At 41.8% G+C, this 19,574-nt stretch carries 18 protein-coding genes; 7 read left to right on the top strand and 11 right to left on the bottom strand.

Annotated features, from left to right (window positions below; translation table 11 throughout):
• Positions 1-491: 491 nt before the first annotated feature.
• The 3 genes from rpsO (at position 492) to ACN6OV_RS08895 (ending at position 4,530) form a co-directional block, all read left to right on the top strand.
• The gene (gene rpsO, locus ACN6OV_RS08905; RefSeq protein ID WP_427952132.1) at positions 492-761 is read left to right on the top strand and encodes a 30S ribosomal protein S15; all 270 of its coding nucleotides are present in this window, start codon (positions 492-494) and stop codon (positions 759-761) included.
• A 281-nt stretch (positions 762-1,042) separates the two neighbouring features.
• The gene (gene pnp / locus ACN6OV_RS08900) at positions 1,043-3,130 is read left to right on the top strand and encodes a polyribonucleotide nucleotidyltransferase (protein WP_427952134.1); all 2,088 of its coding nucleotides are present in this window, start codon (positions 1,043-1,045) and stop codon (positions 3,128-3,130) included.
• A 134-nt stretch (positions 3,131-3,264) separates the two neighbouring features.
• A complete protein-coding gene (locus ACN6OV_RS08895; RefSeq protein WP_427952129.1) occupies positions 3,265-4,530 on the top strand; it encodes a magnesium transporter CorA family protein in 1,266 nt (421 codons plus the stop codon).
• Between the two features lie 283 nt (positions 4,531-4,813).
• Here the strand turns inward: ACN6OV_RS08895 and ACN6OV_RS08890 are convergent, their stop codons facing one another.
• From ACN6OV_RS08890 to ACN6OV_RS08850, 9 genes are all read right to left on the bottom strand, one after another.
• Complete coding sequence (locus ACN6OV_RS08890) at positions 4,814-5,077, bottom strand: YdcH family protein (protein WP_427952127.1); 264 nt, start codon at positions 5,075-5,077, stop codon at positions 4,814-4,816.
• A 68-nt stretch (positions 5,078-5,145) separates the two neighbouring features.
• Entirely contained in the window at positions 5,146-5,484 is a 339-nt protein-coding gene (locus ACN6OV_RS08885) for a chaperone modulator CbpM (RefSeq protein WP_427952124.1), read from the bottom strand.
• A 10-nt stretch (positions 5,485-5,494) separates the two neighbouring features.
• Complete coding sequence (locus ACN6OV_RS08880; protein WP_427952121.1) at positions 5,495-6,457, bottom strand: DnaJ C-terminal domain-containing protein; 963 nt, start codon at positions 6,455-6,457, stop codon at positions 5,495-5,497.
• A 142-nt stretch (positions 6,458-6,599) separates the two neighbouring features.
• Entirely contained in the window at positions 6,600-7,064 is a 465-nt protein-coding gene (locus ACN6OV_RS08875; RefSeq protein WP_427952119.1) for a DUF2147 domain-containing protein, read from the bottom strand.
• A 187-nt stretch (positions 7,065-7,251) separates the two neighbouring features.
• The gene (locus ACN6OV_RS08870) at positions 7,252-7,704 is read right to left on the bottom strand and encodes a DUF2147 domain-containing protein (RefSeq protein WP_427952116.1); all 453 of its coding nucleotides are present in this window, start codon (positions 7,702-7,704) and stop codon (positions 7,252-7,254) included.
• Between the two features lie 385 nt (positions 7,705-8,089).
• Entirely contained in the window at positions 8,090-8,458 is a 369-nt protein-coding gene (locus ACN6OV_RS08865) for a DUF2147 domain-containing protein (RefSeq protein ID WP_427952113.1), read from the bottom strand.
• Between the two features lie 257 nt (positions 8,459-8,715).
• Complete coding sequence (locus ACN6OV_RS08860; RefSeq protein ID WP_427952110.1) at positions 8,716-9,591, bottom strand: Hsp33 family molecular chaperone HslO; 876 nt, start codon at positions 9,589-9,591, stop codon at positions 8,716-8,718.
• A 50-nt stretch (positions 9,592-9,641) separates the two neighbouring features.
• Positions 9,642-11,483, bottom strand: coding sequence for a monovalent cation:proton antiporter-2 (CPA2) family protein (locus ACN6OV_RS08855; RefSeq protein WP_427952107.1), 1,842 nt, complete (start codon positions 11,481-11,483; stop codon positions 9,642-9,644).
• A 77-nt stretch (positions 11,484-11,560) separates the two neighbouring features.
• Positions 11,561-13,783 carry a primosomal protein N' gene (locus ACN6OV_RS08850; RefSeq protein ID WP_427952104.1) on the bottom strand — a complete coding sequence of 741 codons (2,223 nt, stop codon included), beginning with the start codon at positions 13,781-13,783 and terminating at the stop codon, positions 11,561-11,563.
• A gap of 150 nt (positions 13,784-13,933) precedes the next feature.
• Between ACN6OV_RS08850 and gspF the strand changes: the two genes are divergently transcribed.
• From gspF to ACN6OV_RS08835, 3 genes are all read left to right on the top strand, one after another.
• Positions 13,934-15,139, top strand: a complete 1,206-nt coding sequence (gspF, locus tag ACN6OV_RS08845; RefSeq protein WP_427952102.1) for a type II secretion system inner membrane protein GspF — start codon at positions 13,934-13,936, stop codon at positions 15,137-15,139.
• Positions 15,140-15,196: 57 nt separating this feature from the next.
• Complete coding sequence (gene gspG / locus ACN6OV_RS08840) at positions 15,197-15,613, top strand: type II secretion system major pseudopilin GspG (protein ID WP_427952099.1); 417 nt, start codon at positions 15,197-15,199, stop codon at positions 15,611-15,613.
• Positions 15,614-15,896: 283 nt separating this feature from the next.
• Positions 15,897-16,232: a hypothetical protein gene (locus ACN6OV_RS08835; RefSeq protein WP_427952096.1), complete on the top strand. Its 336-nt coding sequence runs from the start codon at positions 15,897-15,899 to the stop codon at positions 16,230-16,232.
• Positions 16,233-16,490: 258 nt separating this feature from the next.
• On the opposite strand, the gene lnt is transcribed toward ACN6OV_RS08835, so the two are convergent.
• Positions 16,491-18,050, bottom strand: coding sequence for an apolipoprotein N-acyltransferase (lnt, locus tag ACN6OV_RS08830; RefSeq protein WP_427952094.1), 1,560 nt, complete (start codon positions 18,048-18,050; stop codon positions 16,491-16,493).
• A complete protein-coding gene (locus tag ACN6OV_RS08825; RefSeq protein WP_427952092.1) occupies positions 18,047-18,886 on the bottom strand; it encodes an HlyC/CorC family transporter in 840 nt (279 codons plus the stop codon). Before ACN6OV_RS08825 ends, lnt begins: the two co-directional genes overlap by 4 nt.
• A 309-nt stretch (positions 18,887-19,195) precedes the next feature.
• Between ACN6OV_RS08825 and tusA the strand changes: the two genes are divergently transcribed.
• Entirely contained in the window at positions 19,196-19,450 is a 255-nt protein-coding gene (gene tusA / locus ACN6OV_RS08820) for a sulfurtransferase TusA (protein WP_427952089.1), read from the top strand.
• Positions 19,451-19,574 lie beyond the last annotated feature (124 nt).

Here is a 19,574-nt window from a genome sequence, read left to right as displayed (position 1 = left end):
ATGTTTAGTTCGTCTGATCACAGATACGTTATAAAGTATTTTAATACTTTTTTGAATCCGTCAATGCGTAAGTCCTATAAATAATAGAATTATAATTAAAAAAGAAGAAACTACAGCGCAAAAAAGCCCGAGCCCAGCTCGGGCTTTTTTTTATTCAGTAAATTTTTACCGTTTGGTTTGTATGGAAACTGGCAAAATATATCAGAAATAGTGTTTTGAAAAGGAATGAGGGTGGATTGCAAAGACATTCGAAATGATTAGCTTTGCGGCAAAACGGTCGATTTTTAAAGTCAGTATTTTAATCGGAAATGATGCACAGCCCAGTGACCATTTTGAGGATAAAAAACAGCGAGCAACTGGTTATCTCTTTTTGCAATTTGACCAATTTTCCCTTACTATAATGCACTTGCTGTAGTGATGCACGGCAGTCGACTGATTTATCAGTGGATTCGTATCAAATTTTTAACTTTTAAGCATCTCGGAGAAATCGAATGGCTTTAACAAACGCAGATCGCGCAGAGATCATCGCTAAATTTGCTCGCGCTGAAAACGACACTGGCTCACCAGAAGTTCAAGTAGCTCTTTTGACTGCTCAAATCAATGACTTACAAGGTCACTTCAAAGAGCACAAACACGACCACCATAGCCGTCGCGGTCTTATCCGTATGGTTAACCAACGTCGTAAGCTTCTTGACTACCTTAAAGGTAAAGACACTAGTCGTTACAGCGCATTGATTGCTGCTTTAGGTTTACGTCGTTAATTCGATTTAAACTTTTATTTTCGGGCTATTGCATGCGAAGTGCCGTATTACTGAAAACTAAAGTCTATCCAGCCTTGGTTGGATAATAGGGAAGGGGCGATGATTCGCTCCTTCTTTGTGTCTTAAATAAGTATTTTACTTATTTTATTCTGTGTATTTTCATTGTCTGGTGAGGTCGGCTTCTAAGCTTTGTCATTTAAAACTTTGTTGTGAATGCCAAACCTTAGGGGTCTCCACTAGAATAATTGTTCACAAGAACTAGGAAAAAATAAAACATGTCGATGTTTAATATTATTCGTAAAGAATTCCAATACGGTCAACACAATGTTGTGTTAGAAACCGGTCGCGTTGCACGTCAAGCAAATACCGTTGTGATCACAATGGGTGGCGTACAAGTCCTTGTTGCTGTAGTTGCTCAACCAAAAGCAAAAGCAGGTCAAGACTTTTTCCCATTGACTGTTAACTACCAAGAAAAACAATATGCTGCGGGTCGTATCCCAGGTGGTTATGGTAAACGCGAAGGCCGTGCGTCTGAAGCTGAAACTTTAATTTCACGCTTAATTGACCGTCCAATTCGTCCGTTGTTCCCAGAAGGTTATTTCAACGAAATCCAAGTAACGGCAACCGTTATTTCTTCTGACAAAACTATGGATGCTGACATTGCTGCAATGCTGGGTACATCTGCTGCATTATCAATTGCAGGTACACCGTTCCGTGGTCCTATTGGTGGTGCACGCGTTGGTTTAATCAACGGTGAATACATCCTGAACCCGAACCTTGAGCAATTGAAAGAATCTGACCTTGACCTTGTGGTTGCAGGTACAGAAGCTGCGGTATTGATGGTTGAGTCTGAAGCAAAAGAGCTTTCTGAAGACCAAATGCTCGGTGCAGTATTGTTCGGTCATGACGAAATGCAAATTGCGATTCAAGCAATCAAAGAGTTTGCTGCTGCAGCGGGTGCGGTTGAATCAACTTGGGTTGCGCCAGTTAAAAATGAAGAGCTTCTTGGAAAACTTAAAGCAGCATTCGAAGCAAAAATCTCTGAAGCGTACACCATTGCAGTTAAGCAAGATCGCTATGCTGCACTGGATGAACTTTATGCAGAAGCTGTTGCTCAATTCGTTCCAGAAAATGACGAAACAGGCATTGCTGATGAAGTGAACGAATTATTCGAAGACCTCAAATACCGTACCGTACGTGACAACATTTTGTCTGGTAAACCACGTATTGATGGTCGTGACACCAAAACTGTTCGTGCAATCGACGTACAAGTGGGCGTGTTAGATCGTGCTCACGGTTCTGCATTGTTCACACGTGGTGAAACTCAAGCGTTGGTAACAACAACTTTGGGTAATACACGTGATGCGTTAATGGTGGATACCCTTGCTGGGACTAAAACTGATAACTTCATGTTGCACTACAACTTCCCTGCATACTCTGTAGGTGAAACAGGTCGTGAATCTGGTCCTAAACGTCGTGAAATCGGTCACGGTCGTCTAGCGCGTCGTGGTGTGCAAGCAGTTCTTCCTGCGGCTGACCGCTTCCCGTACGTAATCCGTATTGTATCTGACATCACTGAATCAAACGGTTCATCTTCAATGGCTTCTGTATGTGGTGCTTCATTATCACTGATGGATGCAGGTGTTCCATTGAAAGCGCCAGTTGCAGGTATCGCAATGGGTCTAGTGAAAGAAGGTGAGCGTTTCGCAGTTCTTTCTGACATCTTGGGTGACGAAGACCACCTTGGCGACATGGACTTTAAAGTAGCAGGTTCTGCAAACGGTATTACTGCACTTCAAATGGACATCAAGATCGAAGGTATTACTGAAGAGATCATGGAGTCTGCATTGAACCAAGCGTATGCGGGTCGTATGCACATCTTGAATGAAATGAACCAAGTGATTTCACGCGCTCGTCCTGAAATCTCGATGCATGCACCGACATTCCAAGTGATTAACATCAACCCTGACAAGATCCGTGACGTGATTGGTAAAGGTGGTGCAACCATTCGTGCGATCACTGAAGAAACTAAAGCGGCAATTGATATCGAAGATAACGGTACAGTTCGCGTATTTGGTGAAACTAAAGCAGCTGCTTCTGCTGCTGTTGCAAAAATCCAAGCACTAACTGCTGAAATCGAACCAGGTACAATTTACACGGGTAAAGTGATTCGTATCGTTGAATTTGGTGCGTTCGTAAACATCCTTCCAGGTACTGATGGTTTACTTCACATCTCTCAAATTTCAAATGAACGTATTGCCAACGTTTCAGATGTGTTGTCTGAAGGTCAAGAAATCAAAGTTCAGGTTGCTGACGTTGATAACCGTGGCCGTATCAAATTAACCATGAAAGACATCGAACAAGTTTAATTGTTTGAGGATTTACAGGGCTTCGGTCCTGTAAATTTAGTCTAAAAGCCCTGAGCATTCCCAAAGATAAACTTTGACTTGCTTGGGGCTTTTTTTATGGCATGATGCAAATGGAGCAACAATAAAAATGAGTCATGCAAAGCTATTATTTTTTTCAACATCCGACTGCATCGCATATCTATGTACAAAATCAAGCACAGCTAGATCAAGAGCAGGAAGAGCCTGAATTTATCTGGATTGATTGTACGCGTGAAGATGTGGTGAATCGTCCTGAAGCATGGCAAGAGGAAATTTTTGCGCTTTGCCAATTACGTGTCAATGAATACCATCTGCGCGATATTTTAAATCTAGAACATCCTTGTGTGTTTGATACTTTGGAAGATTACGACCTACTAATTTTCCGTAAAATAGTTACACCGGATGATCAAATCATTGCAGGCGAGAAAGCCTTAGAAAAACATGAACGTGTCTTTGGTTTAGCCACCACGCCGATTAGCTTTTTGCTGACACCACAAGTGCTGATTACTGTGCGCGAGCGCGGCAATAAAGCCATTGAAAGTTATCTTCAACGGATTGAAACCTTAATTCAACGACCGATTGATGAGCAGAGTAAACCAAGAAAATTAGCCACCACGCCATTCGATCTGTCCCTGCGCTTATTGAACAATATGGTGGATGGGTATTTAGATTTACGTGTACCGTTGACACGCCGCGTTGAATTTTGGCAACAGGAATTGTTGCAAGGGCATCGACGTTTTACCAAGTGGCATCAGTTGTTGCAAGAAAATATGGCTTTCCAACAAGTGGAAAATCTGTGTGAAGAACAAATTGATGCGCTACAAGAACTGCGAGATGAAGTTGTGGATAATTACTCGCATCTTAAAGGAAAAAAACGTAGCGAGAAGCAGGATATTATGTTGATCAGAGTCGATGACCTGACCAACCATATCGAGCGCATTCAAAAACATACCACCCGTTTACGCAGCGCAGTACAAGCCGCCATAGATCTGCATTTTTCAGCAGTGGCCAACCAAACCAATGAAAACATGCGTATTTTAGCCATTATTACCGCTATTTTCGCACCATTGACTTTGCTGACTGGAGTTTACGGCATGAACTTTGAGTTTATCCCAGGGCTGAAAGCACCAACCGGGTTTTGGATTATGCTCGGTATTATGTTGGTGACCACGATTATGCTGGTTTACTATTTTTACCGCCGCCATTTGGTCGGGCGTGGAGAGAAAAGTGTCATTGATATGTTAGCACAGCAACATAGTGATCAGCATATGAACCTATTTTGGTTTATGGACTATGAGCCAATTAAGCAAACCGTGAAGGGAACAGTTAAAGGTACTGTCAAAACCATGAAAGAAATTGAAAAATTGACCAAACTTAAATAAGGTGTTGTTGTGGTACTGTGTTGTTGGGAGCGGTATCGTTTTTTGAAAGTGCGAGAAAATTTTGAGCAGTGTAGTATTCTCTATTTTAGAAATAAGATGAGCTACAGATTAAATGAATCTATAGAAATGCCAAGTCGCGAAGCCATTTAATATCGACATGCAGTACACCACGTTGACCATTTACCTATTGATTGAGAAGACTCTTCTTGAGAAATGGATCAGCAGGTGTACCACATAGAACCAACATCATCTAAGAGTCTCTACCTGTTCACCTATGCAAAATTTAGCTGATTTCGTCATTGGCTGAACCTTTGAGTAAGCGGTAAATTTCATCCTTAAGCTTTAATTTTTTACGCTTAATGCTTTCGATATCACCGTTGTGTTGATTGACCGGATTAAGTTCAAGCTGGATAATTTCTCGATCTAACGCATCATGTTCTTCAAAGATTCGAGCAAAATGCGGATTTTCATCGCGCAATTGAAGTACTAAATCTCGATATTCTGGAAACATGTTTTTGACTTTTTTATTGCAATCTTTGGTTTTCATGGTTGTCGATAATTCTCTCTACTAGAAAAAGAAAGAACGCCCTGCAATGCAGAGCGCCCACGAATCAATTAGTGTGTATGAAAGTGTTGTTGTTTGACTTGATGACGTAATTGTTGCACTTCATCAATCAGATCTAACATCATTGCGACCGCGGTAAAACTGGCATCGAAATCCCGTTGCAGGCGATAAGCGCGTCGGGCGCGGGAAATGTCATCACCAAAAAATTGATGAATGCGATCTTCAGAACGACTGGGTAAAATATCGTATTCGAGGAGTTGTAAGACCCATTCCGGGCTTTGCCCACAGGCAGCCGCAAAGTGTTGCAGATCAAAACTACTTTTTTCGTCAACGATCTCAGTCTGTTTGCAACCGTCACAGACAATTTCAAGATAATGTATTGTTGTCATGGCGCTCTCCTTAAGACTGTCTTGGGTTAAAGGACTCGAAGGCTTGAGCAAAGGTGTTATAGGCGTGTTGCTCGACCTCAGTATTTGCTGGTGGTATTACTACATTTAAAATCAGGTATAGGTGGCCGGGTGTTTTATTTGGTATCCCTTTGTCTTTTAATCGTAGCTGTTGACCCGTACGGGCATTTTTAGGAATTTGTAGTTCAAGAGTTTTTCCGTCCGGTGTGGTAAATGCAATTTTTTGTCCAAGCGCAGCTTCCCATGGGCTGATGTTTAATTGCTGATAGATATCTGCGCCTTCGACCCAAAGCTGTTCAGTTTGTTTATATAAAATTTCAATATACAAGTCACCTGCTGCACCACCGTTAAAGCCGGCTTGGCCTTGACCAGATAAACGAATCTGTTGACCGGATTTCATGCCCGCGGGGATTTTCACTTGTAAGGTTTTACGTTGAACCTCAGGTTCGCCATAGATATTTAAAGTCGGAATCTGCAAGGTAATATTTTGCGTCGCACCGTGAAAGGCAATATCAACATCTACGGTTAAGTTGGCGTGTTGGTCTTCACCACGAAAGCTTTTGGCTTGGCGGTTGGCGCGTTGATATTGATAGTCAGCACCACCAAAACCTTGACCAAAACGCCCAAATAAATCTTCAAAACCACTAAAATCCGAATGTTGGCCTTGAGCGCCGCCTTGGCGATAAAACTGCGATTGATCAAAACCACTGTGTTTGCCATCACCAAACTCGCCAAAGCCTTGCGGATGATCAAGCTCAAAATCATATTGTTTTTTCTTTTCGGCATCACTCAGTGTGTCATAGGCAACGTTAATTTCTTGCATACGTGCTTCTGCATCAGCTTCCTTGCTAATGTCAGGATGATATTTTCGAGCCAATTTACGATAGGCTTTTTTAATTTGATCTGCCGATGCATCTCGGGAAATACCGAGGCTTTGATAATGATTATTCGACATACTCTCTTGTATAAATATTGATCATGTTTGATTCAATATAAGCGGGTTCATCAAACTGTAATAGTCTGAATGTGCAGCTTATTGTTTCAAAACATGACAATAAAAAAGCCCCGTGGAGGGGCTTTGAATAACATTAGTAAAATCAGTATTTTATCCAAGTAACACTACGTCCAATCACGGAAACCCCGACATAGCCGCGTAAAGTTAAATGCTTACCTGAAGCGCTGAGCCTTGCTTTGCCTTTATAAATTTTTCCACCAATCGGGTCGAGGACTTTGCCGTTTTGGAATTCACGTGGATTGTGAGGATTTTGTTTGAAATCCCAAATAAAGGGTAAACCAAGGAAAGGCTTATTTTTCAACTGACCCGGACAATTTGAACAAATCCCCATTTTTTCAGTGCCCGGAACATTGCGTGTTGCCACAATAACTCCTTCATAACTCCCATCGGGCTTTTTACGAATTTCTACATCGGCACGTGAATAGCCAGTTCGGTCATCGACGGTTTTCCATTTACCGATCAGGGGATCAGTTTCAGCTGCAATTGACAATCCTGACAAAGCACTCAGCAATAACCCAGCTAAAAATTGTTTATAAATATTTTTCATTTCATCCCCTGAACATTCAGAATAATTTTTTTAGAGTAAGTTGCCTAATTTATATAGAAGTTCCTATAAAATCAATGTGATACTTTGTGATTAAGTTGGCATTTTTATAATATTTATGGCAGTAAGATGGAGTTTTTGCTCTAATTTTTTGCTTTAAAAAAGGCCTTCACATTGAAAGGCCTATGATTTAGTTTTTAACCCATGTGACATTTCGGCCAATCGAAGCACCATCTAAACGGCCATGAATAATTAAATGTTTTCCATTATTCATGAGGCGTGCACGTGCGTTGTAATGTTGTCCTGATTTGGGGTCAAGTATGACACCACCGACAAATTCATTGGCTTTGTTGGGATTTGCTATAAGGCCGGTCATGGTGGTGAGTCCAATGAAGGGTTTATTTTTTTGTGCTCCCGTACAATGTGAGCAAATTTCAGATGTTGTTGCGCCGGGTACGGTACGGGTACTGACAATTGTGGCGCTATAGTGATTGTCTTTATCTTTACGAATCACCACGTCGGAAAGTGAATATCCTGTGCGGTCATCAATGGTTTTCCATGTACCGACTAAAGGGTCACCCGCCGCAAAGCTCAGTGTTGTAGTGAGCGTTAAAAGGAGTCCAGAGAGAAGTTTTGCCGTCATAAAGATTGCCCTTTTGGGAGGAAAAGAAGGCTATTGAAGATCAATAGGCATAAAAATATTATGGGATTAATATAGCCTGAAAAAAGATGAATATTCCAATGATTTTTATAAGAAAGTTATTTATTTTTAATATGAAAGTGAGGATTGAGTCACGGATTTTGCATGAATGTGGAAGGTATTCATACAAGCAAATTGGTCGGGATTTTGAAATAGGTCGTCTTGTATTTGGGTATGCAGGCAATGATGAATTCTTCTGGAGTGAATTGCATCATTGCTATGTCGGTGGTTTATTCAGATTTATTCGATACGAATCCAAGAGACCGTACGGCCGAGTAAAGTGCTGCCCACATAACCGCGTAAAGTCAGGGGACATTCCCGCGTGCATTCAACTGGCCCTTGCCTTGGTAAGTGTTGCCTGAAAGTGGGTCGATGACTTTGCCATCGATATATTGGTTGTTTTGCCAGCATTGAGTTTAAAGCCAGATAAAATCGGTAAGCCGACCAGTGGGGCATTTTTAAGTTGACCTTCGCATTTTCCACAGGTGGTTATGGCTTCTCGATTTGGTATAGCATGTACTTTGATAATTTTACCGCTGTACGTTCTATCTTTAAGCTTAGTGATGAGGACTTCTGCACGTGCATAGCCAGTTTTATCATCAATGGTTTTCCATTTGCCAGCTAAGTCAGCAGCGTACACATTCAAAGCACTGGCAAAGCCAAGACAAAGGAAGAGTGCGCCTATTTTTATATCCATATTTTATCCAGTTTTTACATTATTTTTTATTTGAAAATAAAGCATTAATAATTGTTTGGATTTTATTTTCAGCGTGATTTTACAAGAATAGATCGAGAAGACAAGTGTGACTCATCGTCTCCTGTATTTTAGTGTGAACACTGCTACAGATTTGAATTAGCATATTGATGCCGACATACAAAAAGCATCCCGAAGGATGCTTGAAACTCTGATTTAAATGACATTAGCCAATTTTCTAGTAAGTCATTTTAGTTCGATTAACTCAGATGTTGACCAAATAATGATAAGGCTTCTTCCGCAGTAAAGGTGTATTTGGCATTACAGAACTGGCAATCCATTTCAATTGGATTTTGATGTTCTAGCGTTTCACGCACCGCGCTGACCCCAATTTGCTCCAATGCAATAGCACAACGCTCTTTTGAGCAGGTACAGCCAAATTTTAACTCTTCGAGCTCAGGCAGTCGAACATCTTCTTCATTGTACAAGCGATATAGAATTTCGTTGGCTGCCAGTGATGTTAACTCATCAGCTTTTAATGTTTCCGTCAACATGGTCAAACGTGGCCATAAGTCTTCATCGACACGGCGTTGTTCTTCTTCACTGTTACGTGGAAGTAGTTGAATCAGTAAACCCCCTGTACGTTGGGTATTGCTAGCAAGAACAATGCGCGTTGGAATTTGAGCAGACAGGTCATAATACTGCATCAAACATCCAGCCAAGGTCGGTTTATCTAAAGGTACAATCCCTTGATAACGCTCACCGAATTCAGGCTCGATATTAATAAATAAAACAGGGTTAACCAATGAAGTTAGCACCGTACTGCTGTCTTCTGCCGCTTGGAAACGTGGATCTTCTTCGTAGTCAGCCAAGCCACGAATTTCACCCAAATGGTTACATTCAGCCATCGCCCATTTAAAGGTGCCCGCTGCCTGAATTTGTAAACTAATGCGACCTTTAATTTTTAAGGTACTCGCCAAAAGAGCTGTAGCGCTCAGCATTTCACCCAATAAAATTTGTACCGCAGGGGCATAGTCACGCTGCGCAAGAATTGTTTTTAGGGTTTCTTCGAGATGTACCACTTCACCACGGACAGGGCTATCTTCGATAAAAAAGCGTTGGCGTAAATCAGACATAAAATTCTCCATAACCCTGCATTAATGGTGACGATATTGTAAAACACAAGTCATTCATTATCATCTCTTGTTACGTCAATGCGGTGGCGTTGTAAGCTGCGTTGTAGGTCGACACCTGTAGGTTTTTCACGTGCTTGCGCATCACTTTCAAATAAATGCTCAAGTTCAGCCAAAGCGTTACGATGTGTTTCGTAAACTTTCTGTTCATCGGTATAGATTTGCTGCTGTTGCGCCAAGAGTTTTTCATCATAGTCACGAAATAGCTCAATGCTTTTATAGGCATCTTCATCGCTAATACCTAAGTCACACAGCATGTGATAAGCCATACCGAGTGAGGACAAATAGGTTTCACGCCAAATATGCTCAATGCCTAAATCACGTAATAAATGTACTTGATGACGATCTCGCGCACGTACCAAAAGTTTTAGGTTGGGGTAGTTCAAGCGTATATGCCGCGCCACATTGATCGAGTCTTCAATATCATCAATGGCCAGTACAAACACTTTGGCCTGTTCAATACCTGCTGCACGTAAAATGTCAGGTTGGGTGGCATCGCCATAATACAGCTGCCCGCCATAATTACGCACAAAATCAACTTTATCTAAATTGCTGTCAATGGCGGTAAAAGAAAGATGCTGTAAATGCGCAACACGGGCAATGATTTGTCCAAAACGACCAAAACCGGCAATGATCACGGGATTGTGTTCATCCGGAATATCATCATATTCGGGAAGATTTTTTGGGCTAAAACGCGGCAAAATTTGCGCTTGCATTAGCCAATATAGGAATGGTGTCAGCACCATCGACAGCGTGACGATGAGAGTGATCGGCTCAAGCACCGCTTGCTGTACCACATTTTCACTTTTGGCAACGGCAAGAACCACAAAAGCAAATTCCCCACCTTGTGCCAAACAAGTGGCCAATAACAGACTATTGTGCCATGAGTTTTTGAGATAACGCGCAATCGCGGTTAAGGAGATCATTTTGATCAGCAGTAGAGTCAAAGCACCACCGATAATGAACCAAGGCATGTCCACAAACAGTGAGAGTTCGGTGGTCATGCCAACGGTCATAAAGAACAGACCAAGTAATAAGCCTTTGAAGGGTGCAATACTGGCTTCCAATTCATGCCGAAATTCCGAGTCGGCTAACAGTACCCCAGTTAAAAATGCACCAAGGGTGGTGCTGATTCCGAGCACGTCCATCAGACCAACGACCGCCAACACAATAAATAGACCTACAGCAGTAATCAGTTCATGTGCACCACTTTTTGCCACAAAACGGAAAAAGGGGCGCATCAGATAACGACTAAATAAAAACAATCCGGTAAAGGTGGCCACGATTGCAGCAAAGTAAGCAATACCATGATGGGAGGAGTCCGTACCTGCAAGCAGAGGAATCACGGCAATTAACGGAATGGCCGCCATGTCCTGAAACAGCAAAATAGAAAAAGACTGCTGTCCATAGGTGGTGTTGAGTTGTTGTTTCTCATTCAACATCTGCAAGACAAACGCGGTTGACGACAGGGCTAAGGCAAAACCAATCACCACGCTCGCTGCAATGCCTTGTTGTAAAGCAAAAAAACACACCAGTGCGAGAATCAGACCGGTAATCCCGACTTGTAGGCTGCCCATACCAAAAATGGCGCTACGCATATCCCACAGACGCTGCGGACGTAACTCCAGTCCAATCAAAAACATCAGCAGAATCACGCCAAATTCAGCCAGTTCCTGAATGGCTTCAGGGTCACTGGCAATGTTAAATACGCTAGGTCCTAGTAGTATTCCTGTAAACAGATATCCCAATACAGTGGCAATCCCCAAGCGCTTGAGTAAGGGAACAAGCAATAAGGAAGCGCCGAGAAAAATTGTGATCTGTAACAGTAGTGACATTTACCCGTCCTAGAGTCGTGTGTATGGGCGAATTTTAAGTTCAGTATGACTGATTTTTCAGGATCAATTGTACGCGTTTAACTGAGTTCCTGGGGGTCGATATCCAGACTGAGCTTCATACTCGATGGCTTGGTCTGCAAGAGATTTTGCCACCAATGGCGAATAAAATAATGCAGGCGTGCGCGGTCGGCAGACAGGAGTACCATATGTGATTGGTAGCGTCCGGCCTTACGTTCCATTGGTGCTGGAATCGGCCCCCAAATATCAATGCTATTTTCAGAGTCCTGACGCAGTAATTGAGCATGTTGCTGTAAAAATTCAGTATTTTGCTTTTGGTCTTTAGATTCACAGCGAATTAAAGCCGCATAACGAAATGGTGGCATTTGTGCCATTTCTCGCTCTCTCATGGTTTGCTTGGCAAACTGACGATAGTCCTCATTGACCAAGGTATTCAGCAAAGGATGTTCGGGTCTTAAGGTCTGTAAGAAAACATCGCCTTTATGTTCACCGCGTCCTGCACGCCCTGTGACTTGGACAATCAATTGTGCCGTGCGTTCAATGGCACGAAAATCGACACTGAGTAAGCCTGAGTCGATATCTAAAATCGCTACAAGGGTGACATAGGGAAAATGATGTCCCTTAGCCAGCATTTGCGTACCGAGTAAAATTGCCGGCTCACTTTTCTGAATTTTATCGTAAATTTTTTGCCAACTGCCGACCCGACTAGTGGAATCACGGTCGACGCGAATTACCTCATGATGAGGAAAAAGCTCATTGAGACTTTCTTCCACTTTGGCCGTACCCATACCCAGTGATTTAAGTTCTTGATGCTGACACTGTGGACATTGATCCGGCATACGATGGATCGTACCACAATGATGACAATGTAAATGCTGATACGGCGTGTGATGCACGGTAAAGTTAGCATCACAATGCGGGCATTTGGCTTGCCAAGCACAGCTTTCGCAAATCAGCACAGGGGCATAACCGCGTCGGTTTAAAAACACCAAAACCTGTTCTTTCTTTTCCAGTCGCTTACGCATTTCACCAATGAGCAGCTGACTGATGCCGTGCTGTTTCTGCGCCACTTTTAAATCTAAAATATGGATTTTAGGCATGACCGCCGTTCCGGCACGCTGATTCAGTTCTAAAACGGTCATTTTACCTTGCTTGACCAAGGCATAGCTTTCGATGCTAGGCGTGGCAGTGCCGAGCACCACAGGGCATTGTTCTAAATGACCACGATACAGGGCTACATCTCGCGCATGATAGCGAAAGCCTTCTTGTTGCTTGAATGAGAGATCATGTTCTTCATCCAAGACAATCAAGCCCAAATTCGGTAAAGGCGTATAAATCGCAGAGCGTGTGCCCAAAATAATCGAGGCTTTACCGGTTTGTGCAGCTTGCCAAGCCTGCATGCGCTTTGAGTCATTCAGACCTGAATGTAGCAGTGCAATATGACAATGAAAACGTGACTGGAAACGGCTAATGGTTTGTGGCGTCAGTCCAATTTCAGGAACCAGTACCAGTACCTGTTTTCCTTGCTTCAGCACCTCTTGCATGATTTGCAAATACACTTCGGTTTTACCACTACCTGTAAGACCGTCGAGTAAAAAGGCCTGATATTTTTTACGGGCTTTGAGGACCGCGTCGATGGCTTTTTTCTGGTCACTATTGGCGGTTAACGGCATTTGCGCCATGCTCATCTGCATTGGACTAAAATCTTGCGGGGTCAAATCACAGCGGCAAATCCCTTTTTTTTCTAAAGCTTTTAAAGTTGCGGTTTCAACCCCGGCAAGGTTAAGTAAATTTTCACCAGTACCAGTCGGGTGCAATTTTAAAATTTTATAGGCTTCTTGCTGACGTTCAGAGCGTTTAATTTTATCTTCGGCATGTGTATCCAATAAGGTCCACGTGCGAGCCAAGAGGTTGTAAGGTTTTCCTTGGCGTAACAGTGTCGGAATCGCACTGTGCATCACTTCGCCAATCGGAAATTGATAATACTGGGCCGACCATGTCAACAAACTTAAAACTTTCTCATCTAAAATGGCGTGATCATCAAGTAATTCAGTAATGGCTTTGAGCTTGAAACTGGAGTCAACGGGTGCGTCAAGTGCAATTTTTTCGACAATGATGCCAATTAAATTTTGCCGGCCGAAGGAAATAGCAACACGAGCACCGACTTCAGCCTGCTGGTATTGCTCAGGGCTTAAGCTGTAATCAAAGCAGTCGTACAGATAAACTGGAACGGCTACGCGGACACGGTATAAAGGTGAAGAAATGCTCGCTGAAGTTGTCATAAAACGTGGATTAGTTCCTGATTAAATTTCGTCGTGATCGTAAAGAAGTTGTGTTAGAGTGAGCTCATATTTTATATCTATGAATATGAATGATTTTGATGGTCAGACGCAACTGCGCTGATAGAAATATTGGAAAATTAGAGCATTACAATGCCTGCATATCAGTTTATTGCCATAGATGCATCAGGGAAGCAGCAGAAAGGTGTACTTGAGGGTGATTCTGCGCGTCAAATCCGTCAACAGCTCAGAGACCAAGCGCTAATTCCTGTTGCAGTCGATCCGATTGAACAAAAAGATAAACATGCTCAACAGCGTTGGTTTCAAAAAAGCCTAACTGCTTATGATCTGGCCTTATTAACCCGCCAACTTTCGGTACTTGTTGCCGCCTCGATTCCGTTGGAAGAGGCCATTCGTGCCGTGGGCAAGCAAAGTGAAAAAGTCCATGTACAAAATTTATTGATGTCTGTTCGTTCCAAGGTTTTAGAAGGTCATTCTTTGGCCAATGCCCTGCAACAAGGCGGGCGTTTTCCTGAGCTGTATATTGCCACAATTGCTGCGGGTGAGCGTTCGGGTCATCTCGATCTGATTCTTGATCAACTGGCCGATTACACTGAAAACCGTTTTGCTATGCAAAAGAAAGTGCAAGGTGCCATGATCTACCCGATTATTCTGATGCTGATGTCGTTTGGAATTGTTATGGGACTGATGACCTATGTGGTTCCTGACATTGTTAAAACTTTTGACCAGAGCAAAGATGCGTTGCCATGGATTACGGTGGCGCTGATGAAAGCCAGTGATTTTATCCGCTTGGCCTGGCCATTTTTATTGGTGGGCACAGTTGTGGGTATTTTTCTGTTGGTGCGATTCTTACGCACAGCAGCAGGGCATTATGCCTTTGACCGACTCATCTTGAAACTGCCATTATTTTCAAAATTATCCAAAGGGATTAATGCGGCACGTTTTGCCAGTACTTTATCAATTTTGACCAAATCGGGCGTGCCTTTGGTCGATGCTTTAAAAATTGGTGCGGCGGTGAGTAATAACTGGGTGATTCGAGATTCAGTTAACTTGGCAGCAGAGAAAGTCACCGAAGGCGGGAACCTCTCCACCCAATTAGAGCGAAGTGGTTATTTTCCCCCGATGATGGTACAAATGATCAAAAGTGGCGAAAGTTCAGGTGAACTGGATCGTATGCTAGAACGTGCGTCGGCTATGCAGGATCGCGAAGTAACCACATTAATTTCAACTTTACTGGCTTTACTTGAACCGCTGATGTTGGTGTTGATGGCGAGTATTGTGCTGGTGATTGTGATTGCAGTGATGCTGCCAATCGTGAATATGAATAATATGATTTAAGACATTCTAACAAGGGTTCGAACAGAGATTTGTAACATGCAAGTGAAGATCAAAAAGATGAAACAGCAGGGTTTTACTTTAATTGAAGTGATGGTGGTGATCGTTATTTTAGGGGTGTTGGCTGCACTGATTGTCCCAAATGTGATGGGACGTGGTGAAAAGGCCAAAGTAGATACTACCGCTATTACTTTAAAGAGCGTGGCAGGTTCGCTGGATCAATATAAAATGGACAATGGTAAATATCCATCAATGCAGGATGGCGGTTTAAATGCCTTGGTGACGAAACCTGAGTCTGCGAAAAATTGGTTGCCAGGTGGTTATATAAAAGGTGGATATCCAAAAGACAGTTGGGACAATGATATTCAATATGTCATTCCAGGTTCAGAAGGTCGCCCATACGATCTTTATTCATTTGGAGCCGATGGTCAGTCTGGTGGTGAAGAAAATGATGCCGATATTTTTTATAAACACTAATTGAGAATTATTATATATTTGGTATTGATGGAATAAATCACTTCACTTAATAGGTTATCTCTATATTGGGTGAAGTGATAATAAATCTTAATTATAAAATTAATACTAAATTTTTGAATTTCATCACTATTTAATTATGTTGAATATGTGATAGTTATAATAAGAATTATTCCCAATTTTATTGATTACAATTATTGTAAAACATGAATAAATATAGACTTTCTATTTAAATAAAACCGCGCATAATATTCCTTATTGTACTTATTTCGCCATGGAGGATAGTATGAAGGCATTATTATTAACGGATGAAATTAACCAATTTCATTGGTCAATGCTGAAATCTGTTCTTTTGATTTTAAGCATTTTGCCAGTCAGTCAAGGCATGCTTTATTTGTGGCAAAGCACCGAAGGCAGCAGCCAAATTATGGTGGGCTTTTTTGCAATCAGTTTAATGAGTTCTTTGTTGGCCTTAAGTTTTTACTCGGCACTAAAGGCGACCGTTGCAAAATTAAAACCAGAACAAATTTCTGTACTTGAACAGCTCATAATTCGCATCTATCGTTATCTTCCGATGCTGTCACTCGCTGCGATGTTATCTTATCTTGTGACTCAGTTTTAATCAGATATCACGATATTCGTTGAACGATCCCAATTCCTTGAAACCAGAGTTTGCTCTGGTTTTTAATATCTGAGTTTTTATTAAATGGATCCAACTTTTATGATTTTTTGCATTGATACAGAGGTGTCTTTAGGGGAAAACTGCTTTCAAGATTTAAACTGTCATCGTCTCTCAAAAGCGATGAGTAATAAAAAACCGAGCAAGTGCTCGGTTTTTTGATTGCATTTTCAGGATGTATGAATGGATACACATCATCGATTAACGACGGGATTTAAACGACACATCCACTTTACGCGGACGATAAATCCAACCCAGAACCAATAAAAGGAAGGAGAAAATCAATATCGGCCAATCGCTGAGACGGGTATATAGAGTTTCACCTTGCATTGCCGGAAGTTCACCACGCAAGACCGCATCCTTATCCATTGGCGCTTGTTTGACAATATGTCCGGTATGGTCAATAAACGCAGTAATGCCGGTATTGGTTGCACGAATAAACCAGCGGCCATTTTCTTTGGCACGCATTTGTACCATTTGTAAATGTTGATGTGGGCTGGCCGTGCCAGTAAACCAAGCATCATTTGAAATGGTGACAAGGAAATCACTTTGACTGGCATTACGACGGGTTAAATTGGGATAAGCCACTTCATAGCAAATTGCAGCCCCTAAATCATGACCTTTGACCTGTAATGGTTTTTGGTCGTTCGCACCACGTGAAAAACCACTCATGGAGGGGTCATTTTGCAACGCAGGTAACACCCAACTCAACATACCTGATAAAGGAATATATTCACCAAAGGGCACTAAGCGTTGCTTTTTATACAGCCCTGAAGCTTCATCACCAGTTGCCATAATACTGTTGTAATACATCGGGTGATTATTTTGTTGTGATTCGGCTAAATCCCAATAGGGAATCCCTGTGACCCATGCTGTTCCAGTTTTTTGGGCCTGCACATTCATGGCATCCAAAAATGGTTCAATGTCAGTTTGGAACATTGGAATCGAAGATTCTGGCCAGACAATGACATCACGGCCCCACTCAGTACGACTTAAGGTTGCGTATTTTATTAAGGTCTGAGCTTGGTATTCTGTTAACCATTTTAAATCTTGCGGAATATTGCCTTGAATCAAGGAAACAGAGAGTGGCTTGGTATTTTTAGGTTGTACAAATTGCAGTTGAGCAGCGCCCCATGCACCTACAAGTACGATCGCCGAAGGTACAATCCAGATCACACGTCTTCTGAGGATTTCGACCAGTGCACAGGCCAATAAGATGACCACAAATGAAACACCGAAGATCCCGAATAATGGTGCATAGCCATCGAGGAAACGTTCAGTGAAGGCATAGCCTGCAAATAACCATGGAAATCCAGTGAAAACCCAGGTTTTGCTCCATTCAAAGAATACCCAAAGTGGCGCAAAGGTCAGTGGGGTTTCAGGGAAGAAACGGCGGTAAACCCAACTTTGTAATGCGGTAAATAGCCCCATCACCAAGGCCATGATGGCAATCATCAAGACACTTAAGACCGCATTGGTGTCACCATACACATGGATAGAAGTGTAGAGCCAGAATGCGCCGACAAACCACAAGCCTATCCCATAGGCCCAGCCAATCATAAATGCTTGTTTGGGACTGCGTTTACTTAGGCAAGTATAGAGCAGTGCAGGAGATAGAATCGCCAACCACCAATAATGATAAGGTGCCAGTGACAAGCTGAAGATGGCACCTGAAAATAATGCAATTAGCAGCGGATAAATTAATGGAAGCTGTTTTTGTTGTTGTGATGAGTTTAGCAGCTTATTAAAGTAGGTTCTCATTTACGGACAGCTCGGATCAGATGAATAGTACGTGCATCTGCTTCCAAAATGGTAAATTCCCAGTTTTCAAGTTCAATTACTTGTCCTTGTAAATCACTGACCAAACCCATTTCCTGAAGCAGTAAGCCACCGACAGTTTCTACTTCATCGTCAGAAAACTCAGCATCTAAAACATTGTTAAAGTGTTCAATTGGTGTAAGTGCTTGAACTAACCATGTATTGGCGCTAAGTGGATCATCGTCAGGTACAATAAATTGTGCTTCTTCATCAACCTTGTCATGTTCGTCTTCAATTTCACCGACGATTTCTTCCAAAATATCTTCTAAAGTAACCAGTCCTGATGTTGTTCCATATTCATCAATCACCACAGCGATATGGGTTTGAGTATTTTTCAACATACGTAAAACTTGGTCAGAACGGGCACTTTCAGGAACAAACAAAGGTTGGCGCATAAGCGCACGAATATCCACTTTGGTGGTAGGTTCGGTTAAAAATGGCAGCAAATCTTTGGCCAATAAGATGCCGACCACATTATCCGGCTGATCTGAAGAAAATACGGGGAAACGTGAGTGAGCCGACTCAACCAATACATGCAGAATATCTAAGAGTTGATCATCTTCTTGTAAGCTAATCATTGCAGTACGCGGGGTCATAACCTCACGAATTTTAGTGGCAGGTAAATCCAGTACACCTTCCAACATAGCGACTGTATCGGGTTCTAAAAAACGACGTGAATCTTGTACCAATTTCAACAGTTCGTCACGGGTTTCTGGTGCAGTGCCCAGCCATTTACGTAAGCCGCGCATGCCCCACGACGGGCCTGATTCCTCTTGCATGATCTTTCCTAAAGACGCTTAATATCTAAAAAATATGATTTTATCATACCGTAGAACAGATCGTTGTCTATCAATTAATATGGGAAATCGTTTAACGCTTCGTTCATTTATTTATTTCAATGATTTAATACATTTAGCGAAGAAGTCAGGTATAAAAAATTCATAAAAGATAAAAAATAATGTTGTATAAAAAATTGAACAGCGTTGAGATTAAGTTCGTTGATCAAGATGATAAAGCGGTTGAAGCCCAGTATAAAAAACTCTTGAAACAGTTATAATGCGTTATTGATAGGATTTTGGTTTGCAAAGATGTCTGAATTTGGTGAAGTAACAACTCAATTAAATACACGTGGTTTACGTTGTCCTGAACCTGTGATGATGTTGCATCAAGCCATTCGTAAATCAAAATCAGGTGATATTGTTGAAGTGTTTGCAACCGATAATTCAACCTCTTGGGACATCCCAAAATTTTGTATGCATTTAGGTCATGAGCTCTTATTACAAGAAGAATGTTTAGATGAAAATGGCAATAAAGAGTTCCATTACTTGGTGCAAAAAGGTTAATTTAAGGTTTTGTTAAAATTTAATAATTATGTAAATGTTACATTTATAACGCCAATCTCAACTTTTAATTAATTTTTCCAACTGTAAAGGAGGATTACCTAATTGAGAATTTAAAACGACTGAA

Origin of the sequence: Acinetobacter sp. (genome assembly GCF_050285345.1) — a bacterium.
Lineage (GTDB): Bacteria > Pseudomonadota > Gammaproteobacteria > Pseudomonadales > Moraxellaceae > Acinetobacter.
The sequence above is the reverse complement of the archived record's forward strand: the minus strand, read 5'-3'. Positions and strand labels throughout refer to the sequence as shown.